18 protein-coding genes are annotated in these 19,648 nt (G+C 61.2%); 4 read left to right on the forward strand and 14 right to left on the reverse strand.

The genetic code is table 11. The features are described from left to right. The 5 genes from J2J99_RS07490 to J2J99_RS07510 form a co-directional block, all read right to left on the reverse strand. Positions 1 to 945, reverse strand: coding sequence for a SurA N-terminal domain-containing protein (locus J2J99_RS07490; protein WP_168294540.1), 945 nt, complete (start codon positions 943 to 945; stop codon positions 1 to 3). Positions 946 to 1,129: 184 nt separating this feature from the next. After that, a complete protein-coding gene (locus J2J99_RS07495; protein ID WP_168294541.1) occupies positions 1,130 to 3,460 on the reverse strand; it encodes an LPS-assembly protein LptD in 2,331 nt (776 codons plus the stop codon). Then, a complete protein-coding gene (lptG, locus tag J2J99_RS07500; protein ID WP_168294542.1) occupies positions 3,460 to 4,548 on the reverse strand; it encodes an LPS export ABC transporter permease LptG in 1,089 nt (362 codons plus the stop codon). The genes J2J99_RS07495 and lptG overlap by 1 nt, the downstream gene beginning before the upstream one ends. After that, entirely contained in the window at positions 4,545 to 5,726 is a 1,182-nt protein-coding gene (gene lptF / locus J2J99_RS07505; RefSeq protein WP_168294543.1) for an LPS export ABC transporter permease LptF, read from the reverse strand. The genes lptG and lptF overlap by 4 nt, the downstream gene beginning before the upstream one ends. A gap of 99 nt (positions 5,727 to 5,825) precedes the next feature. After that, positions 5,826 to 6,599, reverse strand: coding sequence for a phosphatase PAP2 family protein (locus J2J99_RS07510; RefSeq protein WP_168294544.1), 774 nt, complete (start codon positions 6,597 to 6,599; stop codon positions 5,826 to 5,828). A 143-nt stretch (positions 6,600 to 6,742) separates the two neighbouring features. Here J2J99_RS07510 and J2J99_RS07515 point away from each other — a divergent pair, with 143 nt between their 5' ends. Together J2J99_RS07515 and J2J99_RS07520 are read left to right on the forward strand one after the other, a co-directional pair. Further along, positions 6,743 to 8,233, forward strand: coding sequence for a leucyl aminopeptidase (locus J2J99_RS07515; protein WP_168294545.1), 1,491 nt, complete (start codon positions 6,743 to 6,745; stop codon positions 8,231 to 8,233). Next, positions 8,233 to 8,682 (forward strand): DNA polymerase III subunit chi, encoded by a 450-nt coding sequence (locus J2J99_RS07520; protein ID WP_168294546.1) that lies wholly within the window; start codon positions 8,233 to 8,235, stop codon positions 8,680 to 8,682. Before J2J99_RS07515 ends, J2J99_RS07520 begins: the two co-directional genes overlap by 1 nt. 26 nt (positions 8,683 to 8,708) lie before the next feature. Here J2J99_RS07520 and J2J99_RS07525 read toward each other — a convergent pair whose 3' ends face one another. The 7 genes from J2J99_RS07525 to J2J99_RS07555 form a co-directional block, all read right to left on the reverse strand. Further along, a complete protein-coding gene (locus J2J99_RS07525; RefSeq protein WP_168294547.1) occupies positions 8,709 to 9,200 on the reverse strand; it encodes a hypothetical protein in 492 nt (163 codons plus the stop codon). Positions 9,201 to 9,316: 116 nt separating this feature from the next. Continuing rightward, complete coding sequence (locus J2J99_RS07530) at positions 9,317 to 10,243, reverse strand: Gfo/Idh/MocA family protein (protein ID WP_168294548.1); 927 nt, start codon at positions 10,241 to 10,243, stop codon at positions 9,317 to 9,319. Between the two features lie 118 nt (positions 10,244 to 10,361). After that, on the reverse strand, positions 10,362 to 12,404 hold the full coding sequence (locus J2J99_RS07535; RefSeq protein ID WP_168294703.1) for a prolyl oligopeptidase family serine peptidase: 2,043 nt from the start codon (positions 12,402 to 12,404) through the stop codon (positions 10,362 to 10,364). A 68-nt stretch (positions 12,405 to 12,472) separates the two neighbouring features. Then, a complete protein-coding gene (locus tag J2J99_RS07540) occupies positions 12,473 to 13,315 on the reverse strand; it encodes a polysaccharide deacetylase family protein (protein WP_168294549.1) in 843 nt (280 codons plus the stop codon). A gap of 128 nt (positions 13,316 to 13,443) precedes the next feature. Beyond that, the gene (locus tag J2J99_RS07545; protein WP_168294550.1) at positions 13,444 to 15,327 is read right to left on the reverse strand and encodes an ABC-F family ATP-binding cassette domain-containing protein; all 1,884 of its coding nucleotides are present in this window, start codon (positions 15,325 to 15,327) and stop codon (positions 13,444 to 13,446) included. A 99-nt stretch (positions 15,328 to 15,426) separates the two neighbouring features. Further along, on the reverse strand, positions 15,427 to 16,476 hold the full coding sequence (locus J2J99_RS07550) for a GGDEF domain-containing protein (RefSeq protein WP_168294551.1): 1,050 nt from the start codon (positions 16,474 to 16,476) through the stop codon (positions 15,427 to 15,429). Between the two features lie 141 nt (positions 16,477 to 16,617). After that, complete coding sequence (locus tag J2J99_RS07555) at positions 16,618 to 17,127, reverse strand: DinB family protein (RefSeq protein ID WP_168294552.1); 510 nt, start codon at positions 17,125 to 17,127, stop codon at positions 16,618 to 16,620. Positions 17,128 to 17,265: 138 nt separating this feature from the next. Here J2J99_RS07555 and J2J99_RS07560 point away from each other — a divergent pair, with 138 nt between their 5' ends. Together J2J99_RS07560 and ndk are read left to right on the forward strand one after the other, a co-directional pair. Next, a complete protein-coding gene (locus tag J2J99_RS07560; protein ID WP_168294553.1) occupies positions 17,266 to 17,955 on the forward strand; it encodes a glutathione S-transferase family protein in 690 nt (229 codons plus the stop codon). Between the two features lie 81 nt (positions 17,956 to 18,036). Next, the gene (ndk, locus tag J2J99_RS07565) at positions 18,037 to 18,459 is read left to right on the forward strand and encodes a nucleoside-diphosphate kinase (RefSeq protein WP_168294554.1); all 423 of its coding nucleotides are present in this window, start codon (positions 18,037 to 18,039) and stop codon (positions 18,457 to 18,459) included. An 83-nt stretch (positions 18,460 to 18,542) separates the two neighbouring features. Here the strand turns inward: ndk and J2J99_RS07570 are convergent, their stop codons facing one another. Together J2J99_RS07570 and J2J99_RS07575 are read right to left on the reverse strand one after the other, a co-directional pair. Continuing rightward, positions 18,543 to 19,046, reverse strand: a complete 504-nt coding sequence (locus J2J99_RS07570) for a hypothetical protein (RefSeq protein ID WP_168294555.1) — start codon at positions 19,044 to 19,046, stop codon at positions 18,543 to 18,545. Continuing rightward, positions 19,043 to 19,588, reverse strand: coding sequence for a CGNR zinc finger domain-containing protein (locus tag J2J99_RS07575; protein ID WP_168294556.1), 546 nt, complete (start codon positions 19,586 to 19,588; stop codon positions 19,043 to 19,045). The genes J2J99_RS07570 and J2J99_RS07575 overlap by 4 nt, the downstream gene beginning before the upstream one ends. Positions 19,589 to 19,648 lie beyond the last annotated feature (60 nt).

The raw sequence follows: 19,648 nt of genomic DNA on the forward strand, positions 1-19,648 counted from the left end.
TCAGCGATAGGCGATCTGCGCCTTCTTGCGCAGTTCATCCAGGTACTTCTTGCTGTTCTCGTTTTCCGGCGGACCGTTCTTGCCGGCCTTGGACTTGTCGAGATCCTCCTGGCGGAAGACCATTTCAGCGGCCTGGTCGTCGGAAACCTGGCGCTGGCTGCAGATCGCCAGATATTCGACGCCCTTGTCGGTGACGCGGGTGCCGGTCGTGTTGCCTTTGGCCTGCTCGACCAGAGGCTTCCAATCCGGCGGGATCTCGGGAGCGAGCATGCGGCCAAGGTCGCGCACGGCGACATCGCGCATCGTTGCGGCAAAGACCTTTGCCTGGTCGCAGCCTGGGAATTTCGATCGCGACGCCTCGGCCTCGCCCTTGCGCTTGCCGGTGATGGCGCCGCGCTTGGCCTCAGGAATGACGAAGATGATCTGCTGCAGCATATATTCCGTCGTCACCGGCTTCTGCTTGTTGTTCTGCATCATGCGCGAGACGAGATCGTAATTCGACAGCCGTGAGGTCGAGCCGTAACGCGCATTGACGACACGCGGCCAGCTCATCTGCACGGCGATGAACCCCTTGAAATGGTCGACGCCGACGCCGGCTCGGTCGAGGATCTGCGACATCTGCGCGACGGAAAGCTTGTTGCCGGCCGAAAAGCGCGCAAAAGACGCATCGACGTCCTGCTGCGAAACCGACATATGGACGCGGGCGACCTCCTGCCTCTTGAGCGTTTCGTCGATCAATTGCTCCTTGGCGGTCTTGGCATCGGCTGCCGTATGCTGCAGGCGCAGGAAAGCCTGCCGCTTGGCGACATCGCCGCTGGTGATGGCAGTGCCGTTCACCACGACCTGGACTTCGCTTGCTGCCAGCGCCGGGCCGGCAAAGCCCGTCAGCAAGGCAAGCGCTGCGCCGGCGAGGAAGGCGGTTATGGCTTTTTTCGCGTCAATCATCCGTTGACCTCCCAATAGCGCCGCGAGACGTTGTTCGCGGCGTTCATACCACAGTGCGAGACACGCGGAAATCGCTTCCGTCACGGGGCGAATCCCCTATGCCTCAGATATCGGCTGGCGGCAATGTCCTGCACAGGCTTACGGCGAAAGAATGACTTGAGGCCATGTTTACGCCGTCCGCCCGCTAGTTGGAGAGGGTATCGGTGCCGATCTTGATGTCGCCGAGCGTGCGGAACGTCAGCCGCGCGCCGATCGTCCAGTCGCTTGCCGACTCGTCGTCGGAATCCCTGCGATCCGTATAGGCGATCGTGAAGATCGTGCATTCGTCCTCATAGGAAAGCCCGAGCGTCCGGCGGCTAATCACATCATTGTTCAGATCCCAGGCGATGCCGCCGAAGATCGACCAGTAGTCCTTGAACTTGACACTGCTGCTGGTCTGGATCTCGTCATTATCGTCGGCGAAGCCGTAGGCCGGCTGGGCGCTGAGATGGGTGTAGGTCACCTGCGTCTGGAAGGTGTCGTTCTGGTAGGCCGTCGTCAGGTCGCCGCGCCGGAAGTCGAAATCTTTCTCGTCAAGACGGTAGGAGGCGGCGACGGACACACCGTATGGCGTTTCGACGCCGCCGAGACCGACATAATCGGAGCGGTCGGTTTCGAGGCCGGAATCCGCGCCGACATTGACGAGGTCGTCGGTGGCGAACGAGTTCTGACCGGCGATCTGATAAGACTGGCCGAAAATGCCGTGCAGCTTGTAACCGCTGTCGAAAGTTCCGGTATACTGGACGCCGACATTGGCGCGGGTGCCGCCTTCAATACGGTCATAGCCCGAGAACTTGTCGCGGTCGAAAAGCGACGTGGCATCGAAGACGAAGCTTTGTGCATCCTCGTTCGGCAGCCGGCCGGCGAGTTGCTCGTCAGGACGGGCATAGATCTGCGCGATCGGCTCGAGGATATGGGTGCTGTTTTCCGTCGTCATCAGAATTGGATAACGCACTTCCAATCCGGCGGTGAGCATCGAACGGGTGGCGGAATTATCGTCAAGGTAATTACCGGCGTAACCGGTCGGATCGTTCATGTTGAGCGCGAAAGCATCGCCGCGCGCAGCCAGAAGCGGCGTAATCACCAGGCCGGTCGGCGTGACATAGGTGCGTTTCCACTGAAGTTCGGCGGTCAGGCGGGACGTCTGACCCTTCAGGCCACGGAAACGCTCGAATCCGTCGACGGTGTAGAAGTCGTCATGGGTGCGCGAAATATTCGTCAGGTTGACGTCCGCAGAAAGTTCACCGCCTGCAAGCGGCTGAGGCGCTACATAATGATAATCGAGCGCGGGATAGACAATCGCCTGCTGCTTTTCGGCAGTGTTCGTGCGGTCGGCATCCTGGACGTCGAAATAAAACGCCCGCATGTCGAAATAGTTCCGTTTGCCGAGCCCGGTCAGGTAGATCTGGTTCGTGCGATCCGTGCCGCTGAGACCGCGGAGCTTGTAGGTTTTCGAGAAATTGTTGTCGCTCTGCATCATGACGTCCCAACCGAACGTCCAGCGCGGATTGATGCGGAACTCTGCCTTTGACGTCACCATGCCGCGTTGCTCGGCTTCGGCGTCGCTGGTACCCGAGCTGAAATTGCCCGGCTTTGCCTGGTCGATGCCGGCGACGCGCAGGATATGCGTGCCGTTTTCGAAGCGCTGACGGAATTCGCCTTCGACGAGGAAACCCTGGGCCGTGTAGCCGGTTGTGGTGACCGTCGCATCCATGCTCGGCGAGATCACGTAATAATAAGGAATGGAAAGACCGAAACCGAGATTCTGCGACAGGCTCATCGTCGGGAACAGGAAGCCGGACTTGCGCTTCACCGTATTGTCGGGAACCTCGATGAACGGCACGAAGGCAATCGGGTAACCGAGCAGCTCGAAGCGGGCTCGTTCCAGACGGATCGTATGGGTCTCGCCGTTCTGGATCACGCGCTTGGCCTTGACCTGCCAGAAGGGCGCGCGTTTCGGATCTTCGGCGCACGGAAGGCAGGCGGTGTAGACGCCCTTGTTGAGAATCATCTTGGTGCCGCCGACACGCTCGCCGCTTTCGGCGACGATACGCGTATTGTCGGAGGTTTCGATGCGCAGCGAGTTCAGGAACCCGTCGGCAAAATTGTCGGTCACGTCTAGGTTGTCGGCATAGATGCGGTTGCCGTCCGGGCTGACCATCTCGACATTGCCGATGGCCATCATCCGGCCGGTCTTCTGATTGTATTCGACCTTCTGCGCGACCATCTTGTAGCCGCCGTAGTTGATCTGCACGCCGCCGACTGCCGAGACGAGGTCGGCATCACGATTATAGACGAGTTCATTGGCCGAAAGCAGAAGCTTGGCGCCTTCGGGAATCTTATTTCCGATATTTTGCTCAGGCGTGCTGGCCTGGCCGTAGGAGACCGGAACGCTGCCGAAATAGGAACATAGAGCCGCACCGACAAGCAGGGCAACCGATTGTTTACTAAAATACTTGCGGTCGCCTACCGCCACTAGCCGTCCTCCTGATGAAGCAAAATAGTCGCGCCCAAGGCCAGCGCGACGACCACCGGTATCCAGGTCGCCACGAAGGGAGGCACGACTCCACTGCTTCCGAATGCTTTAACAAGCACGGTGATGACATAAAGCATGAAGCCTGACAGGATTCCACCCAGAATCACCGAGCGGGATTGGTTGAACCGGCTAAATTTTAGGGACACTGTTGCAGCAATGAGAGTCATGGCCACCAGCAACAATGGCTGGGACAACAGGGAGTTGAATTGCGTCTCCAATGCCTTGGTCGATATGCCGAAGGATTTGGCCGCCGCAATGCGGTTGGAAAGGTCAAAGAAACCAATTGTTTCCGGCGCTGTCAGCCGCTCCTGAACGAAATCCTGTTTCAGATTGGTGCGAAGTTGGACCGAAGCTTTACGCAGCGGGATTTCGCCAGGCTTACGCTCGACGACACCGTTAAGCTGCCAGTAACCATCTTCCAACTTTGCCGTGGCGGCATCCTGTCTCAGAATGACTCGACCGCTTGAATCGAAATGGATCAACACGGCGTCGATCAGCTTGGTGCCGTTCTCCTGGACCGTCTGTGCGCCGATGATGACATCGTCGCGGCCGCTGATCTGGCGCAGCCACGGAATCTGCGGCGCCTTGCGCAGAACTGCGTTTTCGCCGCGCCAGTCGGATTCGACGAGCAGGGCCTGGCGCTGTCCCCAGGCGGCAAGCGGATTGAGCGTCGTCATCGTCAGCACGCCGAGCGCCAGCGAGCCGGCGATGAAGGGAAACATGAACTGCCAGACAGAGATGCCGGCTGCGCGCGTGACGACGAGCTCATATTTGCGATTGAGCCCGATCAAGACCGTCATGCCGACGAAGAGCGCGATGAACGGGATCGTCTGCTGCAGGATGAGCGGCAGGCGCACGGCGGTCATCACAATGCCGCCGCCGATCGTATAGCCGGGCAGGCCGGACATGCGTCCCGCCGTCTCGCTGAAATCGAGGAGGAAGGCGATCGCCGACACGCCGATCAGGAACCAGCCCGTCGTCGCCAGGTAGCGGCGAAAGAAATAGCGCGACAATGTTCCGAACATCATTGGGCGGCGCCCCCGCCGGACCTGCTGGTCGCGGCAAGCAGTCTTTCCTGCGTTCGTCTCCACGAAGCCGATATCCGCTCCCAGATGAAGGACGGCATGACCAGCCGCTTGTGCAGGCTGAGGAAGATGATCGAGACGATGCTGCTGACGATCGGGATGGCGTAGAGAACGACGATATATTCCGGATCCGTATCGATCTGGTTTGCCGCGTAGAAGGCAGCCCATCGCAGCGCGAAGGCATAGCCGAGCGCGCTCACCATCGGATGCAGCCGCGCTTCGCGATGCGATCGCGCATCGCCGGCGATCGCCAGCGAAAACAGCGCAAAGACGACGGGCAGGATCCAGTCCGTCAGCCGCCGATGCAGTTCGGCGCGATAGCTCTGCGGCCGGATCGTATAGTCTTTGTCGTTCGGATCCGGATTAAACAGGAACCACAGGTCACGGTCGCTGGCTTTCAGCGTCGCCTGACCGCGGTTCTCCGTCATGTCCGAAAGGTCGAAGGAATAGGAATCGAAATTGATGACCGAGACGTTGCCGTCGGGCGTTTTGCGGTGCACCTCGCCGTCGTGCATGATCAGCGTCGTGCCGGTATCGTCGACCGCGCCTTCCTTGGCGTAATAGATCAGCTCATAGGCCGGATCGCGCTCGTCGGCGACGAACAGGCCCTTCAGCATGCGGCCCGCCAGACGCTTCGAGATCTGCACATAGAGACCGTCGTCAATCTTGCGGAATGTCTTTTCCTCGATCACCGAGGAGAGAAGGTCGGCATAGGTTTCGGCGATCATCTGGCGCGCCACGGTCTTTGCGCGCGGCTCGACGATATTGTCGACGAAGAAGGAAAAGACGCTGATGACGGCGGCAAGCAGCAGGATCGGACGGACGAGGATGCTGCGCCGTGCCCCGGCCGCGTCGATGACGGTCAGCTCGGAATCGTTGTTCATCGTCGTCAGCGTCTGGGTGATGGCGATGACAAGCGCGAAGGGCAGGACGACAGGAATGATCGACGGCAGGATCATCGTCGCCAACTTGGCGAACGACCCGATCGACTGGCCGCTGTCGGTGACGAGGTTAATGCGCTGCAGCACCTGTGTCGTCCAAATGATCGCCAGCACGGGCAAGAGCGCCACGAGAAACATCTGGCCGACCCGCCGCAATATGTATGTCTCGAGTAGTTTCATGCCGGCCCTTGAAAGCACCTGCAGGCCCAAACGGCTTGCAGGAGAATCCCTCTACGCTCTTTGTCGCGGTTTTGCGACAAGCAGGTGTCAAAAATTCATTCAAATTTCAGAATTTTTTTGGCCCTGTTGCGACTCAGTTAATGCCAGCAGCGCTGCGAAGACGACAAGCGAGGAGAGCCATCCGAGCGTCACGTCGGAGAGATAATGCGCGCCGAAGGATAGCCGCATAGCCGGCGTCAGGATCGAGATCGCGGCGACGGGCGGTACCAGCGCGTAGCGCAGCGATTTCGGAACGAAGAGCAGCAGGCAGAACAGCCAGCCGGCGCTCGCCGCCTCGCCGGAGACGAAGGAGCAGTTCGAGATGCATTTGCCGGCAAGCGAACCGGCCTCGACGAAATGCAGGGCGCCGCCGAAAATATCCGTCTGCACCGGCCGCGGTCGGCCCCAATGTTCCTTCAAGATCACATTGACGAGCAGCACGGGCCCGATCAGCAGCGTTCCGAGCGCGACTTTGAGCTTGCGCGCCCGCTCGGCGTTGAAGGTTGCGCCGTGCTGCTGGTAGCATTCGATGAGTTTCCACGCCATCACGATCGCTACGACATAGGGCAGGCGGAAGAAGATGGTGCGCAGCAGGTCGAAGTCCCCCGAGTCGCGATAGGGAAAGCCGCCGCAGATGCTGCCGGCAGCAACGGTCGAGTCACAACCGGTGCTCACGAAAAAAAGCCGGGAAAAATAGATGTCGATCCCGGGGAAGGCGCGGAAGACGATCAGCAGCGCCCACCACGCCCAGAACAACAGCACGAATGCACCGAAAGTCGTCTGCGGCAGGCGGATCACCGGGCCCCGCCATCGATTTTTCGAAAAAACTGTCAACGCGAATATCTACGAAACTGACGAAACATCTGGGCCTGGACGGCCGCGGGCGACCATAACAACTGTCGCGAGCCATTGACAGACCCGGCAAACGCGAAATTATCCGCCAGGGACGGATTTCAAAGAATCCCAGCGGAGAAGACATGTCAGCAAAGTTCGATATTTCATTCGCCAAGTCGGCAAAGCTCAATAGCGGGCTGGCGATCCTGTTGAAGACCGCGGAGGCCAACGCCGCCGCAGGCGCTGAAACGGCCGATCCGGCAGGAGTGATCGGGAAGGCTGCGAAGATCGCGCGTTTCTCCGGAAAATCCATGGCCGCGCTCGATATCGTCGCCCCGGAAGGCGCACCGGTCGAGCGCATCGTCGTTCTCGGTCTTGGCAACGCGGCCGAACTGACCGCGCATGACTGGCTGAAGGCCGGCGGCGCCGCGGCATCGAAAATCAAGAATACCGACAGGGCGGCCGTCTTCCTCGATGTCCCCGACGTCGCGACGGACGCGCGCGCCGCCGCCGATTTCGCGCTCGGCATGCTGCTGCGCGCCTACAGCTTCGATGCCTATAAGACTAAGAAGAATGATGACGAGGAAAAACCGGCAAAATCCGTCAAGGTGACGATCGTCACCGCTGATGCGAGTGGCGCCAAGAAGGCATTTTCCGATTCCGAAGCGATCGCAGGCGGCGTCAATCTTGCCCGCGATCTCGTTAACGAACCGCCGAACGCACTCGGCCCCGTGGAATTCGCCGCCAGGGCGAAGGAGCTGGAAAAGCTCGGCGTCGAGGTGGAGATCCTGACCGAGAAGGAAATGCGCCGTCTCGGCATGGGCGCCCTGCTCGGTGTCGCCCAGGGTTCCGTGCGGCCGCCGCGTCTGGCGGTCATGCAGTGGAAGGGTGGTAAAGCCAAGGATCGTCCCGTCGCCTTCATCGGCAAGGGCGTTGTCTTCGACACCGGCGGCATTTCGATCAAGCCGGCCGCCGGCATGGAGGACATGAAGGGCGACATGGGAGGCGCCGCAGCCGTGACCGGGCTCATGCACGTGCTCGCCTCCCGCAAGGCCGCCGTTAACGCCGTTGGCATCATCGGCCTGGTCGAGAACATGCCTGATGGCAACGCTCAGCGTCCCGGCGATATCGTCACCTCCATGTCCGGTCAGACGATCGAGGTGATCAACACCGATGCCGAGGGCCGCCTCGTGCTCTGCGATGCGCTCTGGTATTGCAACGATCGCTTCAAGCCACAATTCATGATCAATCTCGCCACCCTGACCGGCGCGATCGTCGTCGCGCTCGGCAATGTGCATGCCGGTCTGTTTTCCAATGACGACCAGCTTTCCGCCCAGCTGACGGAAGCCGGCCTTTCGACCAACGAGAAACTCTGGCGCATGCCGCTCGGCAAGGATTATGACAAGCTGATCGACAGCAAGTTCGCCGACATGAAGAACACCGGCGGCCGCCAGGCCGGCTCGATCACCGCCGCGCATTTCCTCAAGCGCTTCGTGCAGGAGACACCCTGGGCACATCTCGATATTGCCGGCACGGCGATGGGCTCGCCGCAGGACGAGATCAACCAGTCCTGGGGTTCCGGTTTCGGCGTGCGTCTGCTCGACGCGTTCGTCCGCGCCCATTATGAGGCCTGATGACCGACATTCTCTTCTATCATCTGACCGAAACCAGGCTGGAAGATGCGCTTCCGCCGCTCATCGACAAAAGCGTCGAGCGCGGCTGGCGCGTCGCCGTCCAGACGCGTGAGCCGGCGCGGCGCGATGCTCTCGATGCGCATCTTTGGACGTATCGCGAAGAGAGCTTCCTGCCGCACGGTACCGACGAGGCCGATTTCGCCGCGAGCCAGCCGGTGTTGTTGACGATCACGTCGGACAACCCCAATGCGGCGACGGTGCGTTTTATCGTCGACGGCGCCGAGCCGCCGCCGGCAGACGCTTACGAGCGCATCGTCTTCATGTTCGACGGTCACGATCAGGCGCAACTGGAAGCAGCGCGCGCGCAATGGAAGAGGCTGAAAGGCGAGGGGCATGACCTCACTTATTGGCAGCAGACGCCGGAAGGGCGGTGGGAAAAGAAGGCCTGAGCCTTTCACTGCGGCGGTCGTGGATGCTACTGCCGCGGCCGATCGCCTTCGAGATTCGTCAGGATATTGAGCGGCACGATGCCGCCGGCGCTTTCCGACCCGTCGAGCGCCTCAATCGCCAGGACAAGCTTTCCGTTCGGGCTGACGAAAGCGAAAGCCCAGGCTCTCTCGGCAAAGCTGCTCAGCGGCATTTCCGTCCAGCCGGTAAGGCGCTCGCCATAGTGAGTTTTGACGGTCTTTGGATCTGTGGTGCTGTCGAGATTGCGCATCAGCACATGCAGCGACTTCTCTCCGAATCGCGGTTCCAGTTGATCCAGCACCGCTCTGGCAGCCCGCCAGTCCTTGGCGTGGGTCTCGGAACCGAATGAATATTCCTCCGGTCGGGAAATGCCCGGTGCATCGGCGGGCATCACTGGCGGCTCGTTCGAACATGCAAAAAGGCCGAGAAGCGGCACCAGAACGGCCCCGGCTCTCAGCCTGCGAAAAATCTGCCCCTGGTTGCGGATCTTGTTGTTCATGAGAGCAGCTCCGAAACAACGCGTCACAAGCCTGCAAGTCTTGCCGCTTTTGACGACGGCAGGACGACGGCGCCGTTGAACTGTATCGCCCCCTCGTCAGTCTTGGTCGAATCGGTTCAGTCGTGGAACGCCTCGACGAACTTCCGCTTGCCGAGCATGAAGGCGTCGGCGACATGCCGTAGCGGCGCCAGATCGACATCCGATTTGCCGGCTTTGATGATTTCGGCGAAGCGACGATAGAGCGAGGGATATTCCTGCTCCGTTTCGGCGAATGTCAGCGTGCCATTGATCGAAAGCTTGGCGCCGCCTTCGGCAAGCACCATCTCGCCGGCCGCCGTTTCGGCGACAATGTCCCAGCTCTGCTTGCCGGTCTGGCGCCAGTCGAATTCAGCGCGAACCGGCAGGCCATCGGCGTTGCGGAAATGAATGTCGGCGGCGATCGGCGCATCGCGGTTTTCGGGAAATTCGAGCACGGCCTCGGTGATGAAGATCGGCCGCGGCAGGATGTGGGTGACGATCGACAGCGCATTGATGCCAGGATCGAAAACGCCGAGACCGCCGGCCTGCCAGATCCATTCCTGGTTCGGATGCCAGTGGCGGACATCCTCTTTCCAGATCACATGCACGCTTTTGATCGTCGTCGATGCAAGAAACGCCTTGGCGGCTTCGACCGCCGGCGCATAGCGCGAATGCCAGCTGGCAAACAGCGACGCGCCCTGTTTTGCGGCAAGCGCCTCGAGGTCGGCGACTTCGCTCAGCGTCGCGCCGGGTGGCTTTTCCAGGAAGACGTGCTTGCCGGCGACGAGCGCCTTATAAGCGGCCTCGTAGCGGTATTGCGGAGGCATGCAGAGCGAAACGGCATCGATCGAAGGCTCGGCGTCGAGCATCGCCTCGATCGTCGTATAGCTGTTGATGCCTTCGACAGTGCCATGGCGGCTGGCCGTGGCGACGAGCTTGAAATCGGCATCCTTGGCGATGGAGGGGAGATGCTGGTCGCGGACGATCTTGCCGACGCCGACGATGGCGAGATTGATAGGAGACATGGTTTTTCGCTCGAACCTGTGAAAAGTATGATTTATTGCGCTTCTTGTAGCAGAAAGAGGAGTGCCGACAAGCTCTCCCTTCCATTCTATTGCATCATCCTATCCCATGATGGCCAGTCTACCTCATGATAGTTTGGCGAAGGAAGCTGTAACCCATCGCCGCGCGGGCGGCGCGCTCTTCGGAATTGCCGTCGCCGCCATGCCCGCCCAGGCCGAATTCATGGAAGAGCGGCTTGTGTCCTTCCTCCTCCAGCCGCGCGGCAAAGCGGCGTGCATGCGAGGGATGCACACGGTCGTCATTGGTGGAGCTTTCGATATAGATCGGCGGATAGGCGATCTCGCTCGCCGGCCTGACATTGTGAAGCGGTGAATAACCAAGCATGAAATCCCGATCCACCGGGACCTCCGGATCGCCATATTCATCCATCCAGGCTTGCCCTGCGCTGAACAGGTGGAAGCGCGTCATATCGAGCACCGGCACTTGGCACCAGATCGCGCCAAAATCGTGCGGATAGCGCGTCATCATCACGCCGGTCAGCAGGCCGCCATTGCTGCCGCCCTGACAGGCGATCCGCGACGGCACAGTGTAGCCGCGGGCGACGAGATCGCGGGCGATGGCGACGAAATCGGCAAAGGCCCGGTCCCGCCCCTGGCGTTTGGCGCTGCGATACCAGTCGGGCCCGAATTCACCGCCGCCGCGGATATAGGCCTGCACATAGGCGCCGCCTTGCTCAAGCCAGCGGCCGGTCACGCCGGAATAATTCGGCGACAGCGCGACGTCGAAGCCGCCATAGCCGTAGATCAGCACCGGCAGCGCGCCCTTGGTCCACTGTCGCGGCAGGACCAGCCGGTAGGCAACCCTTGTTCCGTCTTCGGAAACCGCCTCCAGCAGCTCGGATGACATGCCGGTGGCATCGAAATAACTCGGCGCCGCGGCGGCGAAGACCGGCTCGGGCTCTCTGCTGCGATCGGAGAGTTCGAGGTGATAGCAGATGGGCGGCCGCAGGAAACCCTGGCCGACAATGTAGAGCGTGTCGTCGCCAAGATGCAGGTCCGCATAGAGCGGCCTGAAATAAGCCGTCTGCATATCCGCCGGCAGCGCGATTTCCCGCTGTTCGGCGTCGGGCTTCGTCAGGTCGAGCACCATGAGACGCGGGCGCAACCGGTCGGAGACCATGAACACGCACCATTCACACATCAACATCATCTGCGAGATGGACTGGCCCTCACCAGGCTGAAACAGGATCCGTTGCGGTCCGAGCGGCGTCGTCTCCGACAAGGGATCAAAGCGTTGCAGCACGAGGCAGCCGGTCGCGACGCGCTCGTCGGTCTTTGCCCGCCAAAGGCAATGATCGCGATTGAACTGAAAATCAGCCTCTTCGGGTAGGTCGATGCGCCGTTGCCTGCCGTCATCAGATATCAGGTAAGCGCTGGCGACGCCGATTTCGTGCGCGGCGACGAAGATGTCGATCAAGCCGGCATCCGCTGAGGTACCCGATAGGGCAGGGTCGATAACGAGATTGAAGCCATAGACGTCGTCGTCGGCGGCTTCGAAGAGGATGGTGGCATCTTCCGGCCGCTGGCCGCGTTTCAATCGCCGCCCGACGCGCGGCCATCCCGAGCGGGTCGCCGAAAATCGGTCGACCGAACCGAAATAGCAGATCTCGTCGCGGCTTAGCCAATTGGCATGCGATCGCGCCGCAGGCGTGTCGAAGCCGCCCGTCACGATCTGCTTCTTCTCGGCGTCGAATTCGAGCAGGCGGACGAGGTCTGAGCCGCCGTCCGAAAGCGTGACCAGCACGCGCGTCGGTTCCCAGGGGCAGGTGACGACGCCACGCCAGCTCCAGCGCTTGCCTTCGCCAAGGCAGAAGGCGTCGAGATCGAAGACCACCTCCCAATCGGCCTCCGGCAACGGCTGCTGATCGGCCGGCAGGCGCAGCCAGACGCCGAGCCGATTATCCTTGGACTGGCGGAAATCGAACAGCCAGCCGCCGCGGCGCATCGGCACGATCAGCCGGTCCTGCCGCTCGATCAGCGCCTTGATCGCGTCGCGATCCTCAGCGAATTCCGGCGTTCTCAATGCCGCGTCGGAAACTCGGTTATGCTCGTCGATGAATTGGCGGGTGCGCGGATCCTCGTCCGCTTCGAGATGAAGGTTCATGTCCAACCTGACGGCTTCCGTTGACGTCGATCAGATCTAGGCGGCGGGTCTCGAGTTGACAACCCGCGTTAGCGAGTCATCACCAAGTTGGCCGAGGCGACGAGGTTGGTCGGGGCCGGCGTCTTCTTGAACCTCAGCGTCACCACCTTGTAGCCTTCGGCTTCGAGTCTCGAAAGCAGGGTCGGCAGCATCTTCGCCGTGCGCTTGTGGATGTCATGCATGAGGATGATGCCGTGGCCGCGCTTGTGCAACTGGTCGATAGTCCGCTGCGTGACGGAGACCGGTGTGGTGGCGAAATAGTCCTTGCTGTCGATGTCGACATCCATGACCACCATCTGGCGCATGGCAACGGCGGCACGCAGCCTGTGGCTCTCGGAAAGATAGGGGAAGCGGAAGAAGGACACATCGCTTCCCGTCGCCTTGGTCACCGCCAGCTGGCCCTTTATCACCTCCGCCATCGCTGCGTCGAAACTCAGCGAGCCGAGGTTTGCGTGGTCATAGGTGTGGCTGCCGATCGTATTGCCGTCCATAGCGACTTTGCGGGCAAGTGCCGGATGCATACCGGCCATCTCGCCGACCATCATGAAGGCGCCCTTGACGCCGAACTGGTCGAGGATCGTCAGCACCTTGTCGGTCCGTCCCGGGATCGGACCGTCGTCGAAGCTCAAGATCACTTCCTTGTCCTGCAGCTTGAGATCGGCGAGGGAGGAGACTTCGAGTATCCGCCCGGAAAGATGATGCGGCCCGGCAAAGTCGGGCGTCGCGTCGTTGCCGGCAGGGGCGGGTTTCCGTCCCTCGGGTTCAACCACCGAAGACGTCTTGATCGATGTGTCCGGGGTCTGTTTGGTCGTGCTGCAAGCGGAGAGGGTGGCCGTGACGGCCACAAAGGAAAGCAGGAAAAATCGGTGCATTGAAAGGGCTCAACAAATCAGTAACGAATGTTGAGGCAACCTTTCGAATTATGGTTAACGATCGGTTGAGAGCGGCGGGAATTGTGCCGAAACGCGGCACCTTGCCGCGGTTCCGCAAGACCCTGTGACTATCCTGCCATAGCTTCTTCATATTGCGACGACAGCATCAGCCAGTCTTCCTCCGCGGCTGCGAGTTTTGCCGCGGCCTCGCCGCGCTGCTTTGCCTTCTCGGCGGCTTTGGCAGGCGTCTTCTCGTAGAGAGCAGGATCTGCAAGTTCCGCATCAAGCGCCTGAATCTGTTTCTCCAGCTTCGCCGTCAAGGATTCGATTTCGTTGATCTTTTTCTTCAGCGGCGTCAGCGAGGCGCGCTTTTCCGCATTGAGCTTGCGTTGATCGGCCTTGGAGTTCGCATCGTCGGCCGGCTGCGGCCTTTCTTCTTTTTTCTTGCTGGAGGCGACGATCAGGTCGCGATATTCGTCCATGTCGCCTTCGAAGGCGGTGACCGTGCCGCCGTTGACCAGCCAGAGCCGATCGACCGTCGCCTCGATGAGGTGACGATCGTGCGAGATCAGGATGACGGCGCCTTCGTAATCATTCAGCGCCTCGATCAGCGCCCGGCGGCTGTCAATGTCGAGATGGTTGGTCGGCTCGTCGAGGATGAGCAGGTTCGGCGCATGGAAGGCGGCAAGGCCCATCAGCAGGCGAGCCTTTTCACCGCCGGAAAGATCCTTGGCCGCGGTCGCCATCTTCTCGGTCGCCAGTCCCATCTGGGCGACACGGGCGCGCACCTTGGCCTCCGGGTCACCAGGCATCAGCCGACGCACATGCTCCACCGCCGACTGCTCGGGGATCAGGTCGTCGAGCTGGTGCTGCGCGAAAAAGCCGATCTTCAGGGATGGCGCAAGCTTTACTTCGCCACTCTCCGGGGCAAGCCTGCCGGAGATGAATTTCGCGAAGGTCGATTTGCCGTTGCCGTTCGAACCGAGAAGGGCGATGCGATCGTCGTTGTCAATGCGCAGATTGAGGTTCTTCAGGATCGGCTTGCCGGGTTGGTAGCCGACGGCCCCGCCCTGGACCGCGACGATCGGCGAGGCAGGCTGCTTCTCGGGCTCGGGAAAGGTGATCGGCTGCACATGGTCCTCGATGACAGCCGCGACCGTGCCCATGCGCTCGAGCGCCTTGACGCGCGATTGCGCCTGCCGGGCCTTGGAAGCCTTGGCCTTGAAGCGGTCGATGAAGCTCTGCAGGTGTTTGCGTGCCGCCTCGTTCTTGGCCTTGGCCTTCGTCTGAAGTTCGTCGGCTTCCGCCTTCTGCCGCTCGAATTGGTCGTAATTGCCGCGGTAGAAGGTGAGCTTCTTCTGGTCGAGATGGACGATGGAATTGACCGCGTTGTTCAACAGGTCGCGGTCGTGGCTGATGATGATGACCGTGTGTGGGTAGCGGCGGATATAATCCTCCAGCCACATCGTGCCTTCGAGGTCGAGATAGTTGGTCGGCTCGTCGAGCAGAAGCAGGTCCGGCTCGGCAAACAGCACTGCGGCGAGCGCCACGCGCATGCGCCAGCCGCCCGAGAAGGAGGAGGCTGGACGGGCTTGCGCTTCCCTGTCGAAGCCAAGGCCGGCGAGAATGCTCGCCGCGCGCGCTTCGGCCGAATGCGCATCGATATCGACGAGGCGCATCTGGATTTCGGCGATGCGATGCGGATCGCTCGCCGTTTCCGCTTCCGCAAGCAGCGCCGCGCGCTCCTTGTCGGCGGCAAGCACGATCTCGATCAGGGGCTGCTCGGTTCCCGGCGCTTCCTGGGCCACCTGGCCGATGCGCGCCGCCTTCGGGATCGACACCGATCCGGTCTCCGAGCCGAGATCGCCGGTAATGACGCGAAACAGCGTGGACTTGCCGGCGCCGTTGCGGCCGACGAGGCCGGCCTTGGTGCCCGAAGGCAGCGACAGGCTGGCATTGTCGAGAAGCAGGCGCCCGGCGATGCGGGCGGAAATTTCGGTGAGCGTGATCATGGCCGGCGTTTTGGCCGAAAGCGCCCGCCAAGGCAAGAGCACTCATCCCCCGGCAAGGTCACTTGTCCGCCCGGCAAGGCCACTTGTCCGCACAGCGTCTCAGCGGCCGAAGGCCTGCACCGGCTGGCGCGGGTTCGATTGTGCGGCGAGAAGGGCAGCGCGGGCATTTGCCTGCAGCTGTCCCGGTGTTGACGCGTCCGCGCTGAGCGCTACGCCCACCGAGATGGTTAGTCTGCCGCTATCGCCCTTGTCTGAGGTCGCAAAGATCAGGTTGTCCTCGACGGAGGCGCGCAGGCGCTCGGCAATCGCCATCGCATCCCGCATGCCGACATTGGAAAACAGCAAGGCGAATTCGTCCGCCTCGGTGCGGGCGACGAAGTCGTTCTTCTTGACCGACCTTTGGAAAAGGTCGCCGATCCTCTTCAAGAGCTTGTTGCCTGCCGGCGTGCCATATTTTTCGTTGAGATCGGTGAAATTGTCGATATCGACCATGAACAGAGCGCTGCCGGCGGCCCCCTCTTCGCGCTCATAGAGATCGGCGATCACGCGGTTGAGCGCGAGGCGATTGGGAAGTCCGGTAATCCTGTCGGCGACGGCGGCCAGTTGCATCGCCGAAATGCCGCGCTCGAGCGTTTCCAGCCTCTTGATGTCATCCGCCAGCTCAGCGCCGATATAGGTCTCGGCCGACTGCACGCTCGTCAGCGAGGCCGAGAGATAGTCGAGCTCGCCGATGAACGCGGCAAAGCTCTGGTCTTCATGACTGGAAACGGATTTCAGGATCGTGTCGCAGGCGCGCGCGAAGGCGTCCCGGTGCCGCAGCCCTTCGGCAAGCTTCTCCGCCACCTCGCGCAACAGCCGGCTCGCCTCGTTCCACGACGTCGCGCCCGCCAGTCCGCAGTGGCCGACGAGGCGGTATTTCAGCCCGAGTTCGTCAAGCATCGCCTGTTGCGGCTGAGGCCCGAGCGCAGCGATATCCTGTGCCAGGCCTCCATTGAGCCCGACGATCGCCTCATGGAAGAGCTCGTAGTTGCGCGGCAGGCCGGCGACATTGAGACGCGCCATATGCTGGGCGATCTTCTGGATGTCCGCGACCGCCCCGGCGCGCACCGCCTCGCGCGGCACCAGTGCGTTTGCGCTTGCATTCTGCATGACGATCCCTCGCGGCCGGCCTTTTCCCTTCATTCCGCTATGCCCGCAAGCTTTTAAGAGAGGCTGAATTTCTGGGTGGGAAGCGCTGGAATCCCGGCGCAATCGGCAAAGGCGGTTAATGTCCTGTTGATGCGATGACGCTCACATCCACTCGCGGCCCTCACTGCGCAGGAAATAGATAAGATCGAGCCCGAGGCTCGCCTTGCCGAGCGCCGTCAGCGTCATGTGGCACTGGCCGCGATGGTGGGTTTGGTGGTTGAAGAGATGCGAGAGCGCGGTCCACAGCGGCTGGGTCATCGCGATCGCTTGGGTCACGGGCGAGTAGGTGAAGTTGGCGGCGAGGCGTGGCTCGTCCAGTGTGCTCGTCCAGGCGATGATGCGCTCGTCCTCTGCCTTGCGCGCAGCGGCAAGCGCATCGAAGGCCTCGAAGAGCACCGCATCAAGGCTCGTCGGCGCGTCGCCGGCGCCGGTGAAGCGCTTCATCCATATTCGGTCGGCAACGAGCAGGTGGTTGAGGGTTCGATGCAGCGAGCCGAAGAAGGCGCCGCGGTCGCTGCGGAGTTCCGGATCACTGAGTTCGGCCGCCGCCGCATAGACCTGGGCATTGGCCCACCGATTATAGGCGGCGAACATCCTGTATTGTCTGAGCATGCGTTCCTCCTGTCTTCGCAAAGGCAATCTAGCTTGCTTCCGGAGAAATCGCAGTGATGATGCCATGAAATTTCCTGATTTGATCACAGGCGTTTTCTGTCGTCGAATGCACGGAGTTGCGATCGCGAAAGGACCGTCATGACCAGAGCTCTCTATTCCCTCTGTGGCGCCGATGAGCGGCGCTTCTTTTCGCCCCATTGCTGGAAGGCGGTAATGGCGCTGGCGCATAAGGGGCTCGATTTCGAAGAGATTCCGACGACCTACGCCGGCATCCGCGAAATCGGCGGCGGCGTCTCTCCGACTCTGCCCGTCCTCGACGACAACGGCCGGCTGATCCCCGACAGTTTCGCCATCGCTCTCTATCTCGAAGAGGCCTATCCCGAGCGGCCATCGCTGTTTGGCGGCGAGGGCGGCAAGGCGTTGTCGCGCTTGGTGGAAGGCTATTCGCAGATGATCATTCATCCGGCGATCATGCGGATCGCTCTTCTCGACATCCATGCGATCCTCGACGAAGGCGACAAGGCCTATTTCCGTGAAAGCCGCGAGGCTCGGCTCGGCAAAACGTTTGACGTCGTTGCTGCCGACAGCGAGGCGGAGAAAGCCGCCTTCGGCGCCAAGCTGGAGCCGCTCCGGCATATGCTGAAGTTCCAGCCCTTCATCGGCGGGCCGACGCCGCTTTTTGCCGACTATATCGTCTTCGGCGCGCTGCAATGGCTGCGGGTCTGCACCGGCCTCGCCATGCTGGCAGCCGACGATCCCGTCCTGGGCTGGTTCGAGCGCTGCCTCGATCTCCATGAAAGCCGCGGCCGGACTGTGACAGCGGCGTGAAATTGGCGCCGACCTCTTGTTTTCGGGCGTTGGGGCGGGTAAAGACCGCCCACTTTTCCCGAGAAAACAGAGGATTTGACTATGGCGATTGAACGCACCTTCTCGATGATCAAACCGGACGCAACCAAGCGCAACCTGACGGGCGCCATCACCAAGATGCTCGAAGATGCCGGCCTGCGCGTCGTCGCCTCCAAGCGCGTCTGGATGAGCCGCCGCGAAGCGGAAGGCTTCTACGCCGTTCACAAGGATCGTCCCTTCTTCGGCGAACTCGTCGAAGGCATGACCTCCGGCCCGACCGTCGTTCAGGTTCTGGAAGGCGAAGGTGCCATCCTCAAGAACCGCGAGATCATGGGTGCGACCAACCCGGCAAACGCTGAGGAAGGCACGATCCGCAAGGTTCATGCGCTCTCGATCGGCGAAAATTCCGTTCACGGCTCGGATGCTCCGGAAACGGCTGCCCAGGAAATCAAGTACTGGTTCTCCGATACCGAAATCGTCGGCTGAGGCCACGCTTCGGCATTTGCTGGCAATGCTTTGAATTGATTCTCGAAAGCCGGAGCCTCGCTCCGGCTTTATCTATTCCGGCCCTATTCCGGGCATTTATCGGTATTCGAGAAATCGACGCTGCCGTCCGGCTTGAAGACCTCGGGGTTCTTTTCATAAAGCGCACCAACGACGAGCGGCTTGCTCGGCAGCACGGTCTGGTCGAGGTCGGAGCGGAACTGCGTCTTCAGTTCCTGCAGCACTTTGCCGTCCTTGTCGACCAGCCGGACGCTGACGGAATAGGGACGGTCCTTGCGCACGCAGTGCAGGTTTTGGCTCTGCAGCGCGATCTTGTCGTCGATCGGGTAGATTTTCTGGTTCAACACCAGCGGCGCGCCGCCCTGAGGATTTTCGAATTCGGCGATGATGACCGAACCGTCGGGAATGGGACCGGTCTTCTTCAGCGTGAGCAGATAGGTGGCGCTCGCCACCCGATAGTTGAAAACGAAGAGGTGGCCGGTCACTTCGACCAGATTGTCGGCCTGTCGCTGGCAGGCGGACAGCAGGAGGCCGATAGCCGCCGCTGTGACGATCAGATGTTTCCTCATGGGATTTCCTCCTTCTTGCGGCGATAATGCCGGTTCGCCTTGGCGCGGTTGCCGCAGACCGCCATGTCGCACCAGGCCCGACTCCTGTTCTTGCTGCGGTCGATGAACAGCCAGCCGCAATTGCCGCAGATCTTCATGCGTTCCGGATCGGGCATCGCGATCAGCCGCAGCACCGAATGGGCGGTCGCCGCCGCCAGACTGGCAGGGTCTGCTTCACGCAGCACCGTCGCCAGCGTTTCCAGCAGCCCGGCCAGCAATTGGTCGTCACCGCCATCGAGTATACGCTTGCGGAAATACCGGTCGATCGCTTCGCGCAGCGCGATGAAATCAGCCGCGTTTTCCACTGGCACCGGCGCGATGTCACCGAACAGGGCGCGTTCGGCGCAGAATTCGGCGGCGGCCCGTGGAAAGCTCTGCATCTGGTCGCACACCGCAAAGCGGTCGATCCGCCGCGCTGGGTCGTGGCGCAGAACGACGCTGTTGGCGACATCGAGCGCCAATGCGCCGCCGGCAAAGCGGTGGGGGGTCCAGGAAAAGCTCATGATGAAAATATAACTGGCTAAATGCTTTTTGCCAGTTATATTTTACTGGATCCGGAGGAT

Source organism: Rhizobium binae (assembly GCF_017357225.1).
GTDB classification, from domain to species: domain Bacteria; phylum Pseudomonadota; class Alphaproteobacteria; order Rhizobiales; family Rhizobiaceae; genus Rhizobium; species Rhizobium binae.